The organism is Oricola sp., from assembly GCF_965230365.1.
Classification (GTDB): Bacteria; Pseudomonadota; Alphaproteobacteria; order Rhizobiales; family Rhizobiaceae; genus Oricola.
In genome coordinates this window covers 2,345,506-2,363,563 of record NZ_OZ246003.1, presented here as the reverse complement: position 1 = coordinate 2,363,563, position 18,058 = coordinate 2,345,506, and the positions used below count along the sequence as shown (strand labels likewise).

At 62.8% G+C, this 18,058-nt stretch carries 15 protein-coding genes; 11 read left to right on the top strand and 4 right to left on the bottom strand.

Annotated features, from left to right (window positions below):
- Nucleotides 1-23: 23 nt before the first annotated feature.
- The 3 genes from ACO06R_RS11330 to ACO06R_RS11320 form a co-directional block, all read right to left on the bottom strand.
- Entirely contained in the window at nucleotides 24-824 is an 801-nt protein-coding gene (locus ACO06R_RS11330) for a crotonase/enoyl-CoA hydratase family protein (RefSeq protein WP_421849583.1), read from the bottom strand.
- Between the two features lie 41 nt (nucleotides 825-865).
- Nucleotides 866-2,251, bottom strand: a complete 1,386-nt coding sequence (locus ACO06R_RS11325) for an FAD-dependent oxidoreductase (RefSeq protein WP_421849580.1) — start codon at nucleotides 2,249-2,251, stop codon at nucleotides 866-868.
- A 66-nt stretch (nucleotides 2,252-2,317) separates the two neighbouring features.
- Complete coding sequence (locus ACO06R_RS11320; RefSeq protein ID WP_421849577.1) at nucleotides 2,318-3,292, bottom strand: GlxA family transcriptional regulator; 975 nt, start codon at nucleotides 3,290-3,292, stop codon at nucleotides 2,318-2,320.
- 73 nt (nucleotides 3,293-3,365) lie between these two features.
- On the opposite strand from ACO06R_RS11320, the gene ACO06R_RS11315 reads away from it, so the two are divergent.
- The 5 genes from ACO06R_RS11315 (at nucleotide 3,366) to ACO06R_RS11295 (ending at nucleotide 9,872) form a co-directional block, all read left to right on the top strand.
- Nucleotides 3,366-4,289, top strand: coding sequence for a 3-keto-5-aminohexanoate cleavage protein (locus tag ACO06R_RS11315; RefSeq protein WP_421849574.1), 924 nt, complete (start codon nucleotides 3,366-3,368; stop codon nucleotides 4,287-4,289).
- Nucleotides 4,290-4,399: 110 nt separating this feature from the next.
- Nucleotides 4,400-5,827 carry a carnitine 3-dehydrogenase gene (locus tag ACO06R_RS11310; RefSeq protein WP_421849570.1) on the top strand — a complete coding sequence of 476 codons (1,428 nt, stop codon included), beginning with the start codon at nucleotides 4,400-4,402 and terminating at the stop codon, nucleotides 5,825-5,827.
- Nucleotides 5,828-5,832: 5 nt separating this feature from the next.
- Entirely contained in the window at nucleotides 5,833-6,996 is a 1,164-nt protein-coding gene (locus ACO06R_RS11305) for an acyl-CoA dehydrogenase family protein (protein ID WP_421849567.1), read from the top strand.
- Between the two features lie 42 nt (nucleotides 6,997-7,038).
- Entirely contained in the window at nucleotides 7,039-9,093 is a 2,055-nt protein-coding gene (locus tag ACO06R_RS11300) for an acetate--CoA ligase family protein (RefSeq protein WP_421849564.1), read from the top strand.
- Complete coding sequence (locus ACO06R_RS11295) at nucleotides 9,090-9,872, top strand: carnitinyl-CoA dehydratase (RefSeq protein WP_421849561.1); 783 nt, start codon at nucleotides 9,090-9,092, stop codon at nucleotides 9,870-9,872. The genes ACO06R_RS11300 and ACO06R_RS11295 overlap by 4 nt, the downstream gene beginning before the upstream one ends.
- 3 nt (nucleotides 9,873-9,875) lie before the next feature.
- Here ACO06R_RS11295 and ACO06R_RS11290 read toward each other — a convergent pair whose 3' ends face one another.
- Nucleotides 9,876-10,775: an NAD(P)-dependent oxidoreductase gene (locus ACO06R_RS11290; RefSeq protein WP_421849558.1), complete on the bottom strand. Its 900-nt coding sequence runs from the start codon at nucleotides 10,773-10,775 to the stop codon at nucleotides 9,876-9,878.
- A gap of 400 nt (nucleotides 10,776-11,175) precedes the next feature.
- On the opposite strand from ACO06R_RS11290, the gene ACO06R_RS11285 reads away from it, so the two are divergent.
- From ACO06R_RS11285 to porA, 6 genes are all read left to right on the top strand, one after another.
- Nucleotides 11,176-12,204, top strand: a complete 1,029-nt coding sequence (locus ACO06R_RS11285; RefSeq protein WP_421849555.1) for a BMP family lipoprotein — start codon at nucleotides 11,176-11,178, stop codon at nucleotides 12,202-12,204.
- 72 nt (nucleotides 12,205-12,276) lie between these two features.
- Nucleotides 12,277-13,788 (top strand): ABC transporter ATP-binding protein, encoded by a 1,512-nt coding sequence (locus tag ACO06R_RS11280; protein WP_421849552.1) that lies wholly within the window; start codon nucleotides 12,277-12,279, stop codon nucleotides 13,786-13,788.
- Nucleotides 13,785-14,945, top strand: coding sequence for an ABC transporter permease (locus tag ACO06R_RS11275; protein WP_421849548.1), 1,161 nt, complete (start codon nucleotides 13,785-13,787; stop codon nucleotides 14,943-14,945). Before ACO06R_RS11280 ends, ACO06R_RS11275 begins: the two co-directional genes overlap by 4 nt.
- A gap of 6 nt (nucleotides 14,946-14,951) precedes the next feature.
- Nucleotides 14,952-16,226: an ABC transporter permease gene (locus ACO06R_RS11270; protein WP_421849545.1), complete on the top strand. Its 1,275-nt coding sequence runs from the start codon at nucleotides 14,952-14,954 to the stop codon at nucleotides 16,224-16,226.
- A 97-nt stretch (nucleotides 16,227-16,323) separates the two neighbouring features.
- Nucleotides 16,324-16,890: a 2-oxoacid:acceptor oxidoreductase family protein gene (locus tag ACO06R_RS11265; RefSeq protein ID WP_421849542.1), complete on the top strand. Its 567-nt coding sequence runs from the start codon at nucleotides 16,324-16,326 to the stop codon at nucleotides 16,888-16,890.
- Entirely contained in the window at nucleotides 16,883-18,058 is a 1,176-nt protein-coding gene (gene porA / locus ACO06R_RS11260) for a pyruvate ferredoxin oxidoreductase (RefSeq protein WP_421849538.1), read from the top strand. The genes ACO06R_RS11265 and porA overlap by 8 nt, the downstream gene beginning before the upstream one ends.

Sequence of the window (18,058 nt, the reverse complement as noted above, 5' to 3'; positions counted from 1 at the left end):
CGGATCCTTACAGAGTTTCGGGCTCAGTCGTCGACGGGCTTGACGCGCGCCGCCGTTTTGTTGGCGAAGGCTTCCAGCCGCCCGCGCGACGCCTGCTGCGTGTTGACGATGCCGGCAACTACCGCCTCGGCATAGGACGCGTCGAGCGCCGACATGTTCTGGATATGCGATATCGCCGAACAGATCGCGAAGTTCGACAGCGGCGGGTTTTGCACCGCAGCGCGCGCCAGTTCCATCGCCTTGTCGAAGCTGCTGTCATCCACCAGGTACTGGCAAAGACCGACATCGACGGCCTCTTGTCCGCGGTAGATACGCCCGGTCAGCATCATGTCGATCATCCGTGCCTTGCCGACGAGGCCGGCGACCCGGATCGTCGCACCGCCGCCGGTGAACAGGCCGCGCTGGCCCTCCGGCAACGCGAAATAGGTCGAGGCATCGGCGACGCGGATATGGGCGGATGACGCCAGTTCCAGCCCGCCACCGACAACCGCGCCATTCAGGGCCGCAATCACGGGGACGCCTGAATACTCCATCTTGTTGAAAGCCTCGTGCCAGCGCAGGCAGACATGCATGAAGTCGGCTGCGGTCCGCTCTTCGTTGAAGTGCTCGACCAGATCGAGCCCAGCGCAGAAGTGTTCGCCGTTGGCGCGCAGCACGATAGCGCCGACACCGGAGCGCGGCGCGGCGCCGAAGAAAGCGATCAACTGCTCGATCGTCTCGGCATCCAGCGCATTGCGCTTGGCCGGCCGGTTCAAGGTGACGACGGCAATCTCGTCCTCGCGCGTGATGTCGAGATTGCTGAGTTCAAGCGTGTCGATCGCCATGGTGTTTGCTCCCCTTCCGGCTTCATTGGGCCGGGCCTCCGTTAGTGGTATCTGACGCCCTGCCCGTCAAGCGCGGCATGCAACTCTGCCGTGCTGACCATCGGAAGATCGACGCCCGACTTGATCGATAGTGCCGCTGCAATGCCGGCACCCTGCCCGGCCACGGCACAGCACGCCATGTTGCGCGTCGCCGCGTGGGCGATGCGATCACCGCCGATCGCCCGCCCGGTCACCAGCAAGTTGCGCACACCCTTGGGCAGCATGGAGCGGTAAGGTACATGCATGTAGCGACCGGTGGTCGGCAGGATCAGCACGCCGTAACCGTCGATGAACTCGGGATAGATCCCAACCGAGTCCTCGAAACGGCCTTCGTTGCGCACATCGCTCTCGGTGATGTTGTAGACCGCATCGATCTTGCGCGTGTCGCGGATGCCAATTGTCATCCCGAAATTGCGCAGCCGGGCATTGGCGCATCCGGGAGTATAGCGCCGCAACGCCTCGATTGCATGCATGGCCTGGCTTCGCCCCTCGATCTCGAAGCGGGTCATGCTGTCGGGATCCGTGCCGTCGCAGCCGGCAAGGTGGATCAGGTTCATGTAGGTCAGTTCGCCCGTTTCGTGGGCGGCGCCCCATGTGCCGGCGATGGTGTTCAGATGGCCGGGAATGACGCCTTCGTCTATCGCCTGTGCGAAGGGCTTGTTGAGGAACGGCGAGAACATCTTGTCCTCCTTGCCGCTGGTCTCGATCTCCCATTCACCGACCGCCCAGTCGCTGTAGGTCTGCGGATCGGCGCGCACGCCTTCCATGAATGCCTTCTTGTCGACACCGGCCAGATGAAACATGACCGAGGCTGCCTGCATCTCCTCGGCGGGCGTCTTGCCGACGACAGCACCGGCGCGCACCGCTACGTCAGCGTCGCCGGTCGCGTCGATCACCCGGCCCGCCAGGATCGCCTCACGACCGGCCTTGGATTCTACAACGATGCCCGCAATGGTATCGCCGTCCATGACGGGTGCGACGAACTGCCGGTGCAGCATCGGATGAATGCCGGCCTCCTCGATCAAGCGGTCGGCGACGACCTTGAAGCCCTCGGAATCGAGCTCATAGGAAAGGGACTGCGATTCCGGCACCGCCGCACCCATCGCCTTGGCACGCTCTTCGAACTCCCAACCAATCCCGCCGGCCTCGACCGTCTGCTCATGGCGGTACCATGCAAAGCCCTCGACGCCTACTACGGTGATGTTGCCGCCAAAACAGCCGAACCGCTCAACCAGCGTCACCTCGACACCGCAGCGCGCCGCAGCAATCGCGGCAGCCAGTCCACCCGGACCGGATCCGACCACGAGCACATCGGTTTTTCTGATTACAGCGGTTTCGCGCGCCGGCTCGGTGATCGTCAGCACAGGTGCTGCCTCCGATTTACCCATGGCAACCTCCCTGAGCCGTGATGAAACCGTCTGAAACGCCGCGATTAGTTGTACCGATATGCCACGTCAAGCCGCACTATAATCGCGGCGAAAATCCGTCGGCGATTTCGCAAAACCACGCTTGAACGCGCGCGAGAATGCAGCTGATGAGGAAAAGCCCGTTCGCGCAGCGATTTCGTTTATCGGGACCTGGGTATCTGCCAGAAGTCTCCTTGCCGCGTTCAGGCGCAGGCTCAAGAAGAACGCTCCCGGTGTCTTGCCGATTTCGCGCAGAAAAAGGTTTTCAAAGCCGCGCACGGAAAGCGATACACGGCGGGCGATCGCTTCGATCGTCACAGGCTCGTCGATCCGAGACTCCATCGCGCGGACGGCATCGATAAACCGCACATCGCGGGCACCGGGTGGGCCGAATGCGAACGGAACCTGCGCCTCGCCTGCCGCCCGGTGTGCATCGTGGATGAAATTGCCGGCCGTATCGATAGCGACGGTCTCCCCGCATGTCCGCCGAACCAGATCGATCATCGCATCGAAGGTCGGCGATGCCCCCGAGGTGGTCAGGAGCTTGCCGTCGGTGACAGCGCGATCCGTGCGCAGATCGACCGCCGGAAAGGCGGCGGCAAAGTCCTCGAAATCATGCCAGTGCGTGGTGGCGCGCAAACCATCCAACAGGCCAGCACGTGCCAGCAGCCACGCGCCGGATTCAATACCGACCGTCAACCGGGCCTGTCGTGCAGCCTTGAAGATACCGCCCAAAAGCAACCGGTCACGCATGCCGGGTGCTCCAAAACCAGCGATGACACCGAAGACATCGATGCGGCGTGCGGGATCGAAACGGCCACGGACCGGCCATGCGATTTCGGCGGATGTCGGCACCGCTTCGCCATCAAGTGAAACATAGGCCCAGTCGAACACTCTCGATCCAACCATGCGGTTGGCGGCGCGCAGAGGGTCGACGGCGCTCGCAAGCGTGAGCAACGAAGAGCCCGGTAAAACCAGAAAACTGCACTCCAATGGCGTTACGCCGAGTTCGGAATATGACATGCAACATGCGTATAGTGCAAAACACAGCGACGCAACTCCGCCATCATACGCAGAAAGCCGATGGAGAACCGAGATGCCGCTTGCCATGAACCGGGATGTTTTCATCACCTGCGCAGTCACCGGCTCCGGTGGCACCCAGGATCGGAGCCCGCACGTACCCCGATCACCGAAGCAGATCGCCGACAGCGCGATCGAAGCTGCCAAGGCGGGTGCGGCGATCGTGCACTGCCATGTCCGCGATCCGGAGACGGGCGCGCCGCGACGCGATCTGGAACTCTACCGCGAAGTGACCGAGCGCATTCGCGATGCCGATGTCGATGTCGTACTCAACCTGACCGCCGGCATGGGCGGCGACATGGTGTTCGGATCGACGGAGTCGCCGCTGCCCCTCAACTCTCTGGGTACCGACATGATCGGCGCCAGCGAGCGCATGGCGCATATCAGGGAGTGCCTTCCCGAGATTTGCACGCTCGATTGCGGCACCATGAACTTCGCGGAAGCCGACTATGTCATGACCAATACACCCGGCATGCTGCGCGCGATGGGCGGCATGATGACGGAGTTGGGCGTCAAGCCGGAGATCGAGGCTTTCGATACCGGGCATCTCTGGTTCGCCAAGCAACTGGTTTCGGAGGGCGTGCTGGAGAAAAACGCCCTGGTACAGCTCTGCATGGGCGTTCCGTGGGGCGCTCCAAACGATCTCAACACATTCATGGCCATGGTCAACGCGATTCCCGAAACGTGGAGCTGGAGCGCCTTCTCGCTCGGTCGTGACCAGATGGCCTATGTCGCGGCGGCAGTGCTGGCCGGCGGCAATGTCCGCGTCGGTCTGGAGGACAATCTCTGGCTCGGCAAAGGCGTGCTGGCCACCAATGCGCAACTGGTCGAGCGCGCCGTGACGATAATCGACGGGCTAGGAGCGCGGATAATCGGACCCGAAGAGGTTCGCGCCAAACTCGGTCTTGTCAAGCGTGCGCCGGTGAACCTCGCTGCGTGACAGACGCGCGGACCTGGAAAAGGCCCGGATCACCGCGACAAGATGTTGCAATCAGGGCGGATGGAAGGTGCCGCATTGGACACTGGGTTCGCAGCACAAAGGACGAAAGCATGACGGGTACTGCAACGGCCGCGATCATTGGCGGCGGCGTAATCGGCGGCGGATGGGCAGCGCGGTTCCTGCTGAACGGTTGGGACGTGAATGTCTACGATCTCGATCCGGAAGCTGAACGCAAGATCGGTGAGGTGATCACCAACGCACGCCGCTCGCTGCCGGCCCTCTCGGACGTTTCGATTCCAACCGAAGGCCAGTTGCAGTTCGCATCGTCCGTCAAGGACGCGGTTCAGGACGCCGACTGGATCCAGGAAAGCGTGCCGGAGCGACTGGACATCAAGCACAGGACCTTCGCCGATATCCAGGCCGGATGCCGTCCCGGAGCGCTGATCGGATCGTCGACTTCCGGGTTCAAACCATCGGAACTCCAACAGGGTGCGGCCCGCCCGGAGGAAATCTTCGTCGCCCACCCGTTCAATCCGGTCTACCTGCTTCCGTTTGTCGAGATCGTCGGTTCGACCGGCACCGTCGAACGCGCGCGCGATATCCTCGATGCGCTGGGCATGAAACCGCTGATCGTCCGCAAGGAAATCGACGCCCATATCGCCGACCGCTTCCTGGAGGCGGTGTGGCGCGAAGCACTCTGGCTGGTGAAGGACAACATCGCCACCACCGAGGAAATCGACGATGCGATCCGCTTCGGCTTCGGCCTGCGCTGGGCGCAGATGGGGTTGTTTGAAACCTACCGCATCGCCGGCGGCGAGGCTGGCATGAAACACTTCATTGCCCAGTTCGGGCCGTATCTCTCGGCACCCTGGACCAAGCTCACCGATGTGCCGGAACTGACCGAGGACTTGATCGAGGCCATAGCGGCGCAATCTGACGACCAGTCGGGCGACTACACTTTCCGCGAGCTGGAACGCTTTCGCGACGACAATCTGGTCGCCATGATGCGGGCGCTGAAGCCGCGCAACTGGGGCGCCGGCGCGCTCCTGAACGCGCATGACGAAAAGTATCGTCCGCCTTTGCCTAACGATATCACCGCACCGTTGGGCACGCTTCACCGGGTCATTCCGATCGACTGGACCGACTACAATGGCCACATGAACGAGAGCCGCTACGGACAGGTGTTTTCCGATGCCGGCGACGTGGTGATGGCCATGGTCGGCGCGGACGCGGACTACATCGCCAGCGGGCTGTCATACTTCACCGTCGACAACCACATTCGTTTCATGGCCGAAACCAATGCCGGCGATGAAATCCGCGTACGCACGCAGGTTTTGGAGGCACAGGGCAAGAAACTGCGCATGTATCACGAAATGATGCGCATGGACGGCGTCTTGCTGGCGACCTGCAACCAGTTGCTGATCCATGTCAGCTTGGAAACCCGCCGCTCCTGTGAACCGGAAGGTGAGATTCTCAAGAAGATCAACGCTCTCGGTGAGGCGCAAGGAAAGTTGCCTCGACCGGAAAGCATGGGATAACCACAATGGACTTCGGCCTGACCGACGAACACAAGATGATCGCCGAAACAACGCAGGCGTTCGTCGAGAACGAATTGTATCCGCATGAGGCGCTGATCGAGCGCACCGGCGAGCTCGATCTGGATCTGGTACGCGAGATCCAGCAGAAAGCCATCGAGACCGGGCTTTATGCAGCAAACATCCCGGAAGAGCATGGCGGCGCCGGCCTCGATACGCTGACATGGCTGCTCTACGAGAAGGAACTCGGCCGCGCCAACTACGCCTTGCACTGGACCTGCGTGGCGCGCCCATCCAACATTCTTTGCGCCGGCACGCCGGAACAGCGTGAGAAGTACCTCGCGCCTTGCGTGCGCGGCGAGAAGTGGGACTGCCTTGCGATGACCGAACCGGGCGCCGGCTCGGACCTGCGCGGCATGAAGGCGACCGCCCGCCAGGACGGGACCGACTGGGTGCTGAACGGTACAAAGCACTTCATCTCGCATGCCGACATCGCCGATTTCGCCATCTGCTTCATGGCGACCGGCGAGGAAGACACGCCGCGCGGCAAGAAAAAGCTGATCACGGCGTTCTTTGTCGACAAAGGCACGCCCGGCTATGCCGTGCGCGACGGCTATCGCAACGTTTCGCATCGCGGCTACACCAATGCGGTGCTGGAGTTCGACGATTGCCGAATCCCGGCCGAGAACATCCTCGGCGAGATCCACAAGGGCTTCGATGTCGCCAACACATGGCTCGGCGCGACGCGCCTGCAGGTGGGCGCAACCTGCCTCGGGCGCGCCGAACGCGCATTCGCGCACTCCGTCGACTATGCGGCGACCCGCGAACAGTTCGGCCAGCCGATCGGCAAATTCCAGGGCGTCTCGTTCAAGCTCGCCGACATGGCGATGGAGATGAAGGCCGCCGAACTGATGATCCTCGAAGCCGGCTGGAAATACGACCAGGGCACCGCAACCGATTCCGACATGGCAATGGCCAAGCTGAAAGCGACCGAAATGCTGGCCATGGTCGCCGACGAGGCGATCCAGATCCATGGCGGCATGGGGCTGATGGACGAACTTCCGCTGGAGCGCATCTGGCGGGATGCCCGCATCGAGCGCATCTGGGAAGGCACCAGTGAAATCCAGCGCCACATCATCTCGCGTGCCCTGCTTCGGCCGCTTGGTGCGTGATCCGCGCATCTCACTGTTGACCCCTGAGCGGATCCCACACCGATGCATGACCTGAGTCGCCTGCTTCGCCCGAAGTCTATCGCGCTGTTCGGCGGCGGCTGGGCCGTCAATGTCGCCGAGCAGTTGCGCAAGTCCGGCTATGATGGAGATATCTGGCCGGTCAATCCGAAACGCAGCGACATCGGCGGGATTCCCTGCTTGCCGTCAATCGACGCCCTGCCGGCAGCACCCGACGCCAGCTTCATCGGCGTGAACCGTGAGGCGACAATCGATGTCGTCCGTGCGCTTCGCGACATGGGCGCCGGCGGCGCGACCTGTTTTGCCTCCGGTTATCTGGAAAGCGAGACGGAGCACGCCGGTGGCGCCGACCTTCAGGCGAAACTGGTCGAAGCGGCCGGCAGCATGCCGATCTTCGGGCCGAACTGCTACGGTATGCTGAATTACCTGGACAGTGTCGCGCTGTGGCCGGACCAGCACGGCGGAACCCGTGTCGAACGGGGTGTGGCGATCGTTGCCCAGTCCTCCAATATCGCCATCAACATGACGATGCAGGCCCGCGGCCTGCCGATCGCCTATGTCGTTGCCGCCGGCAACCAGGCGCAGACAAGCATCGCCGACATAGCCACCGACCTGCTGGAAGACCATCGCGTCACCGCCATCGGGCTCTATCTAGAAGGCTTCGGCGATATCCGCGAACTCGAGCAGTTCGCCCGCAAGGCTCGCGATGCGGGCAAGCCGGTCGTGGTGCTGAAGGTCGGACGCACCGAGAAGGCCCGTGCCGGTACGATGACCCACACCGCGTCGCTCGCTGGCAGCGGCGCCGCCTCGTCGGCGCTGATCGAACGTCTGGGTTTCATCGAGGTCCGCACGATCGCGGTGTTCCTGGAAACGCTGAAACTGCTCGACATGTTCGGCCCGCTGCCGGGCAACACGGTTTGCTCGGTGTCGTGTTCGGGCGGCGAAGCCGCTCTGATGGCCGATATGGCCGAAGGCAAACCGATCGACTATCGCGACTTCTCAAATATCTGTCAGTCGGAACTCAAAGGACTGCTGGGGCCGGATGTCTCCGTCGCCAACCCGCTCGACTATCACACCTATATCTGGGGCGACACGGAGCGGATGACCGATGTCTTCGCGTCGGTGATGCGCGACCGGTTCGACCTTGTCGTGTGCCTGCTCGACATGCCGCGGCCGGATCGCTGCGAGACCGAGAGTTATCACTGCGCGGTCGATGCGATCATCGCGGCGCGGCAGCAGACCGGGGCGCGCGTCGCCGTGCTCGCCTGCCTGCCGGAAAATCTGACGGAAGCGTTCTCGCAGCGCTTCATAGCGGCCGGGATCGTCCCGCTGCACGGCATGGCCGACGCGATGGCGGCTATCGGCGCGTCGATTGCCAGACCAGATGCCGTATTGCCTCTGGGCGAGCCGGTACTCCTGTCTCCCGCGTGCACTCAGACCGGCGAGACGCTGAGCGAAGCGCAGTCGAAGGCGGCACTTGCGGCATATGGCTTGCCGATGCCGGCCTCGGTCACGGCAGAGGACGCCGAAGGTATCGCGGTGGCGGCGACCTCGCTCGCCTTCCCGGCCGTACTGAAAGGCCTCGGCGTCGCTCACAAGAGCGAGGCCGGTGCCGTGGTTCTCAATCTAGCGGACGCGGGGGCGATGCGCACGGCCGCAAGCGCGATGGCAGACTTCGCGGACGGCTTTCTCGCCGAAGAGATGATTGCCGACACAATAGCCGAGATTATCGTCGGAATAACGCGCGACGCGACCGGCATGCTGATGCTGACGGTCGGTTCCGGCGGAGTGTTGACCGAGTTGCTTGCCGACACCGCGCACCTCCTGCTTCCCGCCTCACGCCAAGACATCCGCGCTGTCTTGGGCTCGTTGCGCATCGCGCCTATCCTGCACGGTTACCGCGGCAAGCCGGCGGCCGATATCGAGGCCATCGTGGACGCAATCATGGCGATATGCAGTTATGCCGAAGACAATGGCGACCGGCTGCTCGAACTCGATGTCAATCCGCTGATCGCGCGGCCTGCCGGCGCAGCAGCCGTCGATGCGCTGATCCACTTGCAAAGGGAGGAACCGCAATGACCGGTCCGATCCGAACACGCACGGAAGGCCACATCCTGGAGGTGATCCTCGACCGCCCCAAGGCCAATGCCGTCGATCTGGCGACAAGCCGCGCCATGGGCGAAGTATTCCGCGATTTCCGCGACGATCCCGATCTGCGGGTCGCCATCCTGACCGGCGCCGGCGACAAGTTCTTCTGCCCCGGCTGGGATCTGAAGGCCGCCGCCAACGGGGATGCCGTGGACGGCGATTACGGCGTTGGCGGCTTCGGCGGACTGCAGGAACTGCCGCATCTGAACAAGCCGGTCATCTGCGCCGTCAACGGCATTTGCTGCGGTGGCGGGCTGGAGATCGCGCTATCCTGTGACATCATCCTGGCGGCGGAGCACGCGACATTCGCGCTACCCGAGATCCGTTCCGGAACGGTCGCCGACGCGGCTTCGGTCAAGCTGCCGAAGCGCATTCCCTACCACGTCGCCATGGAGATGCTGTTCACCGGCCGCTGGCTCGACGCCGAGGAGGCGCAGCGTTGGGGCATGATAAACCATATCCACAAGAGCGACGAACTGATGGACAAGGCCTGGGAGATGGCGCGCCTGCTGGCAAGCGGGCCGCCGCTGGTTTTCGCGGCAATCAAGGAGATCGCCCGGGAAGCCGAGGACGCGAAGTTCCAGGACATGATGAACCGGATTACCAAGCGGCAGTTGCGGACCGTCGACACGCTCTACGCGTCGGAGGACAATCTGGAAGGCGCACGCGCCTTTGCCGAAAAGCGCGACCCGGTCTGGAAGGGCAAGTAGCGGCTATTCCAGCCGCTCCGGGTAGCCCGGTGCGCGCAGGTCCGTCTGCAGCAGGTCTTCAAGCAGCTTGACGATCTGGGTCGATTGCGCGTCCCCGCCATAGGCTTCGCGGCCCCGGACGAAGGTCTGGTTGACCAGACCTGCAAGGTCGAGCGGCACGCCGAACTCGCGTCCGAATCCCATCGCAAATCCCAGATCCTTCAACGCGAGATCCATCGAGAACGCGACATCATAACTGCCGTTCAGGATCAGCTGACCCTCGGTTTCATGCACGAAGCTCGAGCCCGAACTGGCGGCAATCGCCTCCCACGCCTGTCCAAGATCGAGGCCTGCGCGCTTGGCGAGCATCAGCGCCTCGCCGTCAGCGACAAGATGGATAAAGGCCAGCATGTTGGTGATCACCTTGATCACCGCCGCCGACCCCAGCGGCCCCATATGGAAAATGCGGTCGCCCATCGCCTGGAAAGCCGGCTTGTGCGCTTCGAAGATTTCCTCGTCGCCGCCGGCCAGAACCGTGATCTTGCCCTGCGCCGCTAGGTGTACGCCGCCGGTAACCGGCGCTTCCATCGTCTGGACGCAAGCCTCCGCGGCGACGTCCGCGAGGCGGAGGATGTCGTCTCGACCGAGCGTCGACATCTCGATCCAAACCGCGCCCGACCTCGCAGCGGGCAGAAACTGCGCGAGCACCGCCTCGGTCACGGCAGGCGACGGCAGACAAGTGATGATCGTGTCACATTGGGTTGCAAGCTCGGCCGGTGTATCGGCCCATATCGCGCCGTCCGCCAGATGCCGCTGGCCAAGCGCCGGATCGATATCCGTGAGAACGACTTCGAATCCTTCCCGCAGCAGGCTCGCCGCAAGATGGCCGCCGAGATTGCCCAAACCAATAAAACCATATGCCACTTGCCGGCCTCCCTCTTTTCCCGGCACCGGATCACGTCCCGATGCCGCGCTGAAACGCTAACCTCAAGAGCTTGCGCCGACTTTCGAATTTGCGACCCTCTACCGATGGGCCAGCATTGCGGAGCGTAAAACGATGCGCTTTCTCTGGCCTGCGACACCAAGCTGCAAGGCAGCGACAACGTCGCAGAGCGGAGTATTGCCGCACAAAAACTTTCCGTGACACAAAAGAAAAGCGGTGACAGAGTATACGACCACGGCGCTTTGACGGACATCAACGCAGCCGGGAAACAGCGTTGATAGCGTTCAATTGGGATATCCGGCGCATTTTGCTGCGGAAATCCGAGCGCGAAGCAGCTGAACGCGCGCGTTTGTTGCAGCGGCAAGAAAACGGGAGTGAGCAATGATTTTCAGAACAGGACAATTGGCAGCCGTGGCACTCGCATCCACGGTCGTTTTTGCGACGGCGACCATGGCGTCGGCCTTCACGGTCTGTCAGGTCACCGATACAGGCGGCATCGATGACGGCAGCTTCAACGAGACCGCGTGGAAGGGTGTTCAAGACGCTCAGGAGAAGCTCGGAATCGAAGGCCGTTATCTGGAGTCGCAGGCCGAGACCGACTACGAGGCCAACATGAACTCGCTGCTCGGCGGCCAGTGCGACGTCATCTTTACCATCGGATTCCTGTTGGGCGACGCGACGAAAGCGTCAGCCGAGGCCAATGCCGACCAGAAATACTCAATCGTCGATTTCGCCTACGATCCGGTAATCCCGAACGTAATCGGCCAGGTCTACGCAACCGACCAAGCGGCATTCCTCGCCGGTTATCTGGCCGCCGGCATGTCGAAGACGGGCATCCTCGGTACATTTGGCGGCATCAACATTCCGCCGGTCACCATCTTCATGGATGGTTTCGTGCACGGCGCGAACTATTACAACGAACAGAAGGGCACCAATGTCACCGTGCTCGGCTGGGATGTGGAAGCACGCGAAGGCCTGTTCACCAACAACTTCGAGAGCCTGGACGATGGTCGCGCATTTGCCCAGAACCTCTATGACGAAGGTGCCGACATCGTATTGCCGGTCGCCGGCCCGGTCGGGATCGGCTCTGCCGCACTCGCCGATGAACTGGGCACCGACGCCCTGAAGATCGTCGGTGTCGACGCCGACCAGGCCACCACGGACCCGGAAAGAAAGCATGTCTATCTGACATCGGTCCTCAAACGGATGGACTCCACCGTCTTTCAGGTCATCGACATGGCCATGAAAGGCGAGTTCGAGGGCGGTCTGGTTGTCGGCACGCTGGAAAATGACGGCGTCGGCCTTGCCCCGTTCTACGCCTTCGAAGATGCGATTCCCGCCGAGTTGAAGTCCGAGCTGGAAGCAGTCCGGGCCGGCATTATCGACGGTTCGATCAAGGTCGGCGGCTGACACCGGCCATCGCGCGCCGCCGCGCCGGCCGCGGCGGCCCGCATTCGTCTGCCTTGGGTGGGGAGCGGCGCTGTGGAAGTTGAACTGCGGGGAATAACGAAACGCTTCGGGCCGGTCACGGCCAATGACGATGTCAACCTGACGATCCGCTCGGGCGAGGTTCTGGGTTTGCTCGGCGAAAACGGCGCCGGCAAGTCCACCATGATGAACATCCTGTCGGGCCTGTATTCGCCCGACGAAGGCGAAATCCTGATCGACGGCAAACCGGCCAACATCCATGGACCGGGCGACGCGATCGCCGCCGGGATCGGCATGGTCCACCAGCACTTCATGCTGGTTCCCGTATTCACCGTTGCCGAAAACGTGATCCTCGGCATCGAGCCGACTGGCCGGCTCGACTATCTCGATCTCGCGACCGCCCGCAAACAGGTTCGCGAGATCAACGAAACCTACGGCCTTGAAGTGGATCCTGACGCGCTGATCGAGGATCTGCCGGTTGGCATCCAACAACGCGTCGAGATCATCAAGGTGCTGTTCCGTTCGGCAGAGGTTCTGATCCTCGACGAACCGACCGCCGTGCTCACGCCGCAGGAAGTCGAGGAGTTCTTCGAAATCGTCCGGTCGCTGCGCAAGGCCGGCAAGGCGATCGTGTTCATCACCCACAAGCTGCACGAAATCCTTGAGATTTCCGACAGGATCAACGTGCTGCGCGGCGGCAAGATCACCGGCGAAGGCGACCCGAAGGCGGTCAACGAGCAGGAACTGGCCGAGATGATGGTCGGCAGGCCGGTCAGTTTCGATGTCGAGAAGGGCCCGTTCAAGCCGGGCGACACGATGCTGGACGTCTCGGAACTGGTCGTGCTGCGCGAAAACGACGAGATCGCCGTCGACAACATAAGCCTGCAGGTGCGCAGCGGCGAAGTCGTCGGCATAGCCGGGGTTCAGGGCAACGGGCAATCAGCCCTGATCGAGGCGCTGACGGGCCTCCAGCACGCCTCCAACGGCTCGATCCGGTTCCTGGGCGAAGACATAACCCACGCCTCCGTGCGCCAGAGACACCGCATGGGCATGGCTCATATTCCCGAAGACCGGCACAAATCCGGCATGATCGCGAACTTCACGATCTTCGAGAACATGGTGCTTAACACCTATTACGAGGATCGCTTCTCGTCCGGCCCCAACATCAAGTGGCCGGACGTTCTCAAGACAGCCGCGCAGTATGCGATAGACTTCGATGTCCGAACACCTTCGGTCTACCTCAATGCCGGCAACCTTTCGGGCGGCAACCAGCAGAAAATGGTGGTGGCGCGGGAATTGGAACGCGAAACCCGACTGGTAATCGCCGCACAACCGACACGCGGGCTCGATGTCGGATCGATAGAGTATATCCACGCCCGCCTGATGGCCGCGCGCGACGAGGGAGACGGCGTCCTGATCGTGTCGTCTGAACTCGATGAGATCTTGTCCCTCTCGGACCGCATCCTGGTGATGTTCAAGGGTCGCATCGTCGCCGAGTTCAACTGCGCCGCCGGGCCGGTCGACAAGAACGCCGTCGGTTTGGCGATGGCAGGAGCAAGCCAATGAGCCAGCAAACCGACCCGGACGCCAAGACACCGGAACGGCAATCCCACATGCAGCAATTGATGCAACGCGCCGCCCCCGGTCGCGTCGAGTTCGAGGATCTGGTGATCGTGCCGATTTTTGCCGTCATCGTGGCACTGATATTCGGCGCGCTCATCATGCTGGCGACGGCGGTCGACCCCGCGACCATCGGCAAGTCCTATATCGCATTGGTCAAAGGCTCGGTCGGATCGCTCAATGCGCTCTCCGAAACATTCACTGCAGCCGCGCCGCTGGTTCTTGCCGGTCTCGGGCTGGCGCTTGGCTTCCGCACAGGCCTGTTCAACATCGGCGCAGAAGGCCAGATCGTTGTCGGCGGCATCGCCACCGTGATCGTCGGCTTCTCCATTACCGGCCTGCCCTGGATCATCCACATGCCGCTGGCGCTGCTGGCCGGCGCACTGGCCGGTGCCGCCTATGCGTCGATTGCCGGCTATCTTCGCGCGGCCACCGGGGCGCATGAGGTGATTTCGACCATCATGCTGAACCTGATTTCCTATCGGTTGCTGGATTACACGCTCGGCCTCGCATGGGTGCAGAAGGAGGGACGCGCCGACCCGATCTCCAAATCGATCATGGAAAGTGCGGAACTGCCGCGGCTTTTCGCCTGGTTCGATCCGAACCTGCGGGTGCACGCGGGCGTATTCCTTGTAATCGCGGCGGTGGCGGTCGTTCACTGGTTGCTGTTTCGCACCAAGCTGGGCTTCGAGTTCCGCGCCAGCGGCGAGAACCCGGACGCGGCCCGGTATTCGGGCATACGCGCCTCGCTTATCATCGTGGCCGCCATGGCGACCGCCGGTGCCCTGGCCGGCCTCGGCGGCGCCAATCAGGTGCTTGGCGTACTGGAACGCGCCACGCCGGGATTTTCGGCCGGCCTCGGCTTCGACGCGATATCCGTCGCGCTATTGGGCCGCTCGCACCCGGTCGGTGTGCTCTTCGCCGGACTGCTGTTTGGCGCGCTTGAAGCGGGAGGCCGGCAGATGCAGGTCGATGCCGGCGTCTCCATCGACCTGATCGGCATCATCCAGGCGTTGGTCATCGTGTTCATCGCCGCGCCGCTGCTGGTGCGTGCGATATTCCCCTGGGGCTTCAGCAAGTCCCCGGCAAGGCATGGGGAGTAACCAGTCATGAGCGCGGCAACCACAACCATCAACACGGCCTCCGGCAACAAACTCGATACACACAAAGCCCGACAGGCTCGCATATACGGCTTCGTTCTCATCGCGCTGGCCGTCGTTGTCGCCGCCATTTTCGGCGCGGACTCCGCCGGCGACGCGACCTTTCGCCTGTCGCGCCCGAATGACACCTGGGCGTTGCCGAACCTCGTCGTGCCGGCGGCACCGTTCAACTACATCGCCGCCGCGGTATTGGCGTTTCTTGGCATCCGGCTGTTCATGCGCGGCGGTGCGAGTTGGGCGACCGCCTCCATCGCAATCGGCCTGGCGGTCGCTATCGCCGCGTTTCTGGTCTGGGCGACGGCAGGCAAATCGTTCTCGCTGACCGGCATGCTTCAGGCGACAATGGTGCGCGCGGTGCCGATTGCGCTTGGCGGCCTTGCCGGCGTGTTGTCGGAGCGTGTCGCCGTCGTCAACATCGCCATCGAGGGCATGTTGCTGGCCGGCGCATTTACTGGCGCATTGATGGGATCTCTGCTCGGAGGCTGGGCCGGCCTCGCCTTCGCGGTCGGCATTGGCGGCATGTTCGGCTTCATCCTCGCAGCTCTAGTTGTCACCTACCGGATGGACCAGATCATTGCCGGCGTGGTGATCAACCTGTTCGTGCTCGGTTTGACATCTTACGTATCGAGCCAGGTTTTCGCCGAACACCGATTTCTGAACAACGCGCCAGTATTCCGGGCATTCAAGATCCCGGTGCTGGGCGATATTCCGGTGATCGGTCCGGTGCTCTTCAATCAGAACCTGTTCGTCTATGGCGCGCTCGTGCTTGTCGCCGTGGCGACCTACTATCTGTTCTACACGCGCTACGGACTGCGGGCGCGCTCGGTCGGTGAACATCCGCGCGCCGCCGACACGCTCGGCATAAACGTCTATCGTACGCGCTATATCAACGTGACGCTTGCCGGCATGGTGGCTGGTTTCGGCGGCGCATGGTTCACGCTGGGCACAGTAGGCCGTTTCGATGAGAATATGACCGGCGGGCGCGGCTTCATCGGGCTTGCCGCGATGATCTTCGGACGCTGGCACCCGGTCGGCGCATTGTCGGCTGCGCTGGTTTTCGGTTTCGCCGACTCGCTGCAGCAGAAACTGGCGCTGCTGCGAACGCCGATCCCATCGGAGTTCCTCGCCATGGCGCCCTACATCGCGACGATGGTCGTGGTCGCCGGCTTTGTCGGTCGTTCGCGTCCGCCTGCCGCAGATGGCAAGCCTTATGTCAAGGAATAAGGCGCCAGTTGCCTTTCGCCGAAACAGTATTGCGGTTTGCTGCCTTACGTTGACGTAAGTCAATGGCGTAGAGCCGGTTCGAAACTAGCATACCGGCATGATCGAATATCGTATTCATGGCCGCGGAGGCCAAGGAAACGTTGCGGCAGCTTATTTGCTGGCGGCTGCGGCGTTCGAAGCCGGATTCATGTGCCAGGCCTTCCCGGCCTTCGGCGCCGAACGGCGCGGCGCGCCCGTGATAGCCTTCGTTCGGGTGAGCAAGGATCCGATCGATCTGCGGTCGCAGGTGCGCAACCCGGACTATCTGATCGTGCAGGATGAAACCCTGCTGGCCGATCCGAAGATCACTGGAGGCCTGAAGGTCGGCGGCGCGATGATCGTCAACACGCCGCGCGACGGTGGCGAGATCGGGCAGACCTTCGGCTGCAACGCGGTGACGATCCAGGCAACCGCCATGGCGGTCGAAACCATCGGCCGGCCAATCCCCAATACCGCGCTGTTGTCCGCCTTGATTACGCTCACCGGCAATTTCCCGCTATCGGCTCTTGAAGCGGCAGTCGGCAAGCGCTTCTCCGGCGACACGCTGGCGAAAAACCTTGAACTGATCCGCAAGGCAGCCGCGACGGTCGAGGCGGGAGCGTGGAAGGAGACGGCCGATGCGTGAAGCGCTTGAAGGCAGCATGGCGATTGCACGGGCCGTTGCGCTGTGCCGCCCGGAAGTCGTCGCCGCCTACCCGATCACCCCGCAAACCCACATCGTGGAAAACCTGTCCAAGCTGGTTGCCGACGGCGACATGAAAACGGAGTTCGTCAGTGTCGAAAGCGAGTTCTCGGCCGCTTCCGTCGTTCTCGGTGCGGCGGCATCGGGCGCACGATCCTACACGGCGACAGCCAGCCAGGGCGTTCTGCTGATGGCGGAAGTGCTGTTCAACATCGCCGGTCTGCGCATTCCGCTGGTCATGACGGTCGCCAACCGGGCCGTGTCGGCGCCGCTGTCGATCTGGAACGACCATGGCGACTCCATGGCGGTGCGCGATTCTGGCTGGATCCAGCTGCACTGCGCGTCCAATCAGGAGGCCGTCGACACCACAGTGCAGGCTTTCCGCATCGCGCAGGAGTGCGAACTGCCAGTCATGGTCTGCATGGACGGCTTCGTGCTGACGCACACGATGGAGGTAATCGACCTGCCGCCGCAAGCCGATATCGACGGCTGGCTGCCGCCTTATGAGTTCGACCGCAGGCTCGATGCTTCCGAACCGCGCTCGCTCGGCATGCTGGTCACGCCGGAGTATTTCGCCGAAGTCCGGCACGCGCATCACGCCGCCATGCAGCAGGCGCTCAAGACCGTCGAAGACACGGACCGCGATTGGCGGGAACTGACCGGGCGCGCCTGCGGCGGCCTGTTGACGGTCGAGGGCGACCCGGATGCAAAGGTCGGGATCGTCGCCATGGGCTCGACCTTCGGGACGATACGCGCGGGCCATGCCCGCTTCCAAGCCGAAGCCGGCGGCGCCCGGCTGATCAAGCTGCGCGCCTTCCGCCCCTTCCCGGCCGACGCGCTTCGCGCCGCTGTCGAGGGGCTCGACCATCTGATCGTCATCGACCGCGCCATCTCGCCGGGGCTGGGCGGCGTGGTCGGTACCGAGATTGCCGCCGTGCTGGCTGACATGCCGGGCGCACCGCGCATCCACAATCACGCGATCGGACTGGGCGGCCGCGACATTCCCGAGACAGTCTACGCGGACCTGATGTCGGCGGTCGCCGACCCCGACTCGCCCGCCTTCTCGGTCTTCGATGCCGATTTGGACAAGCTCAAACCGGAGGACCGGTAA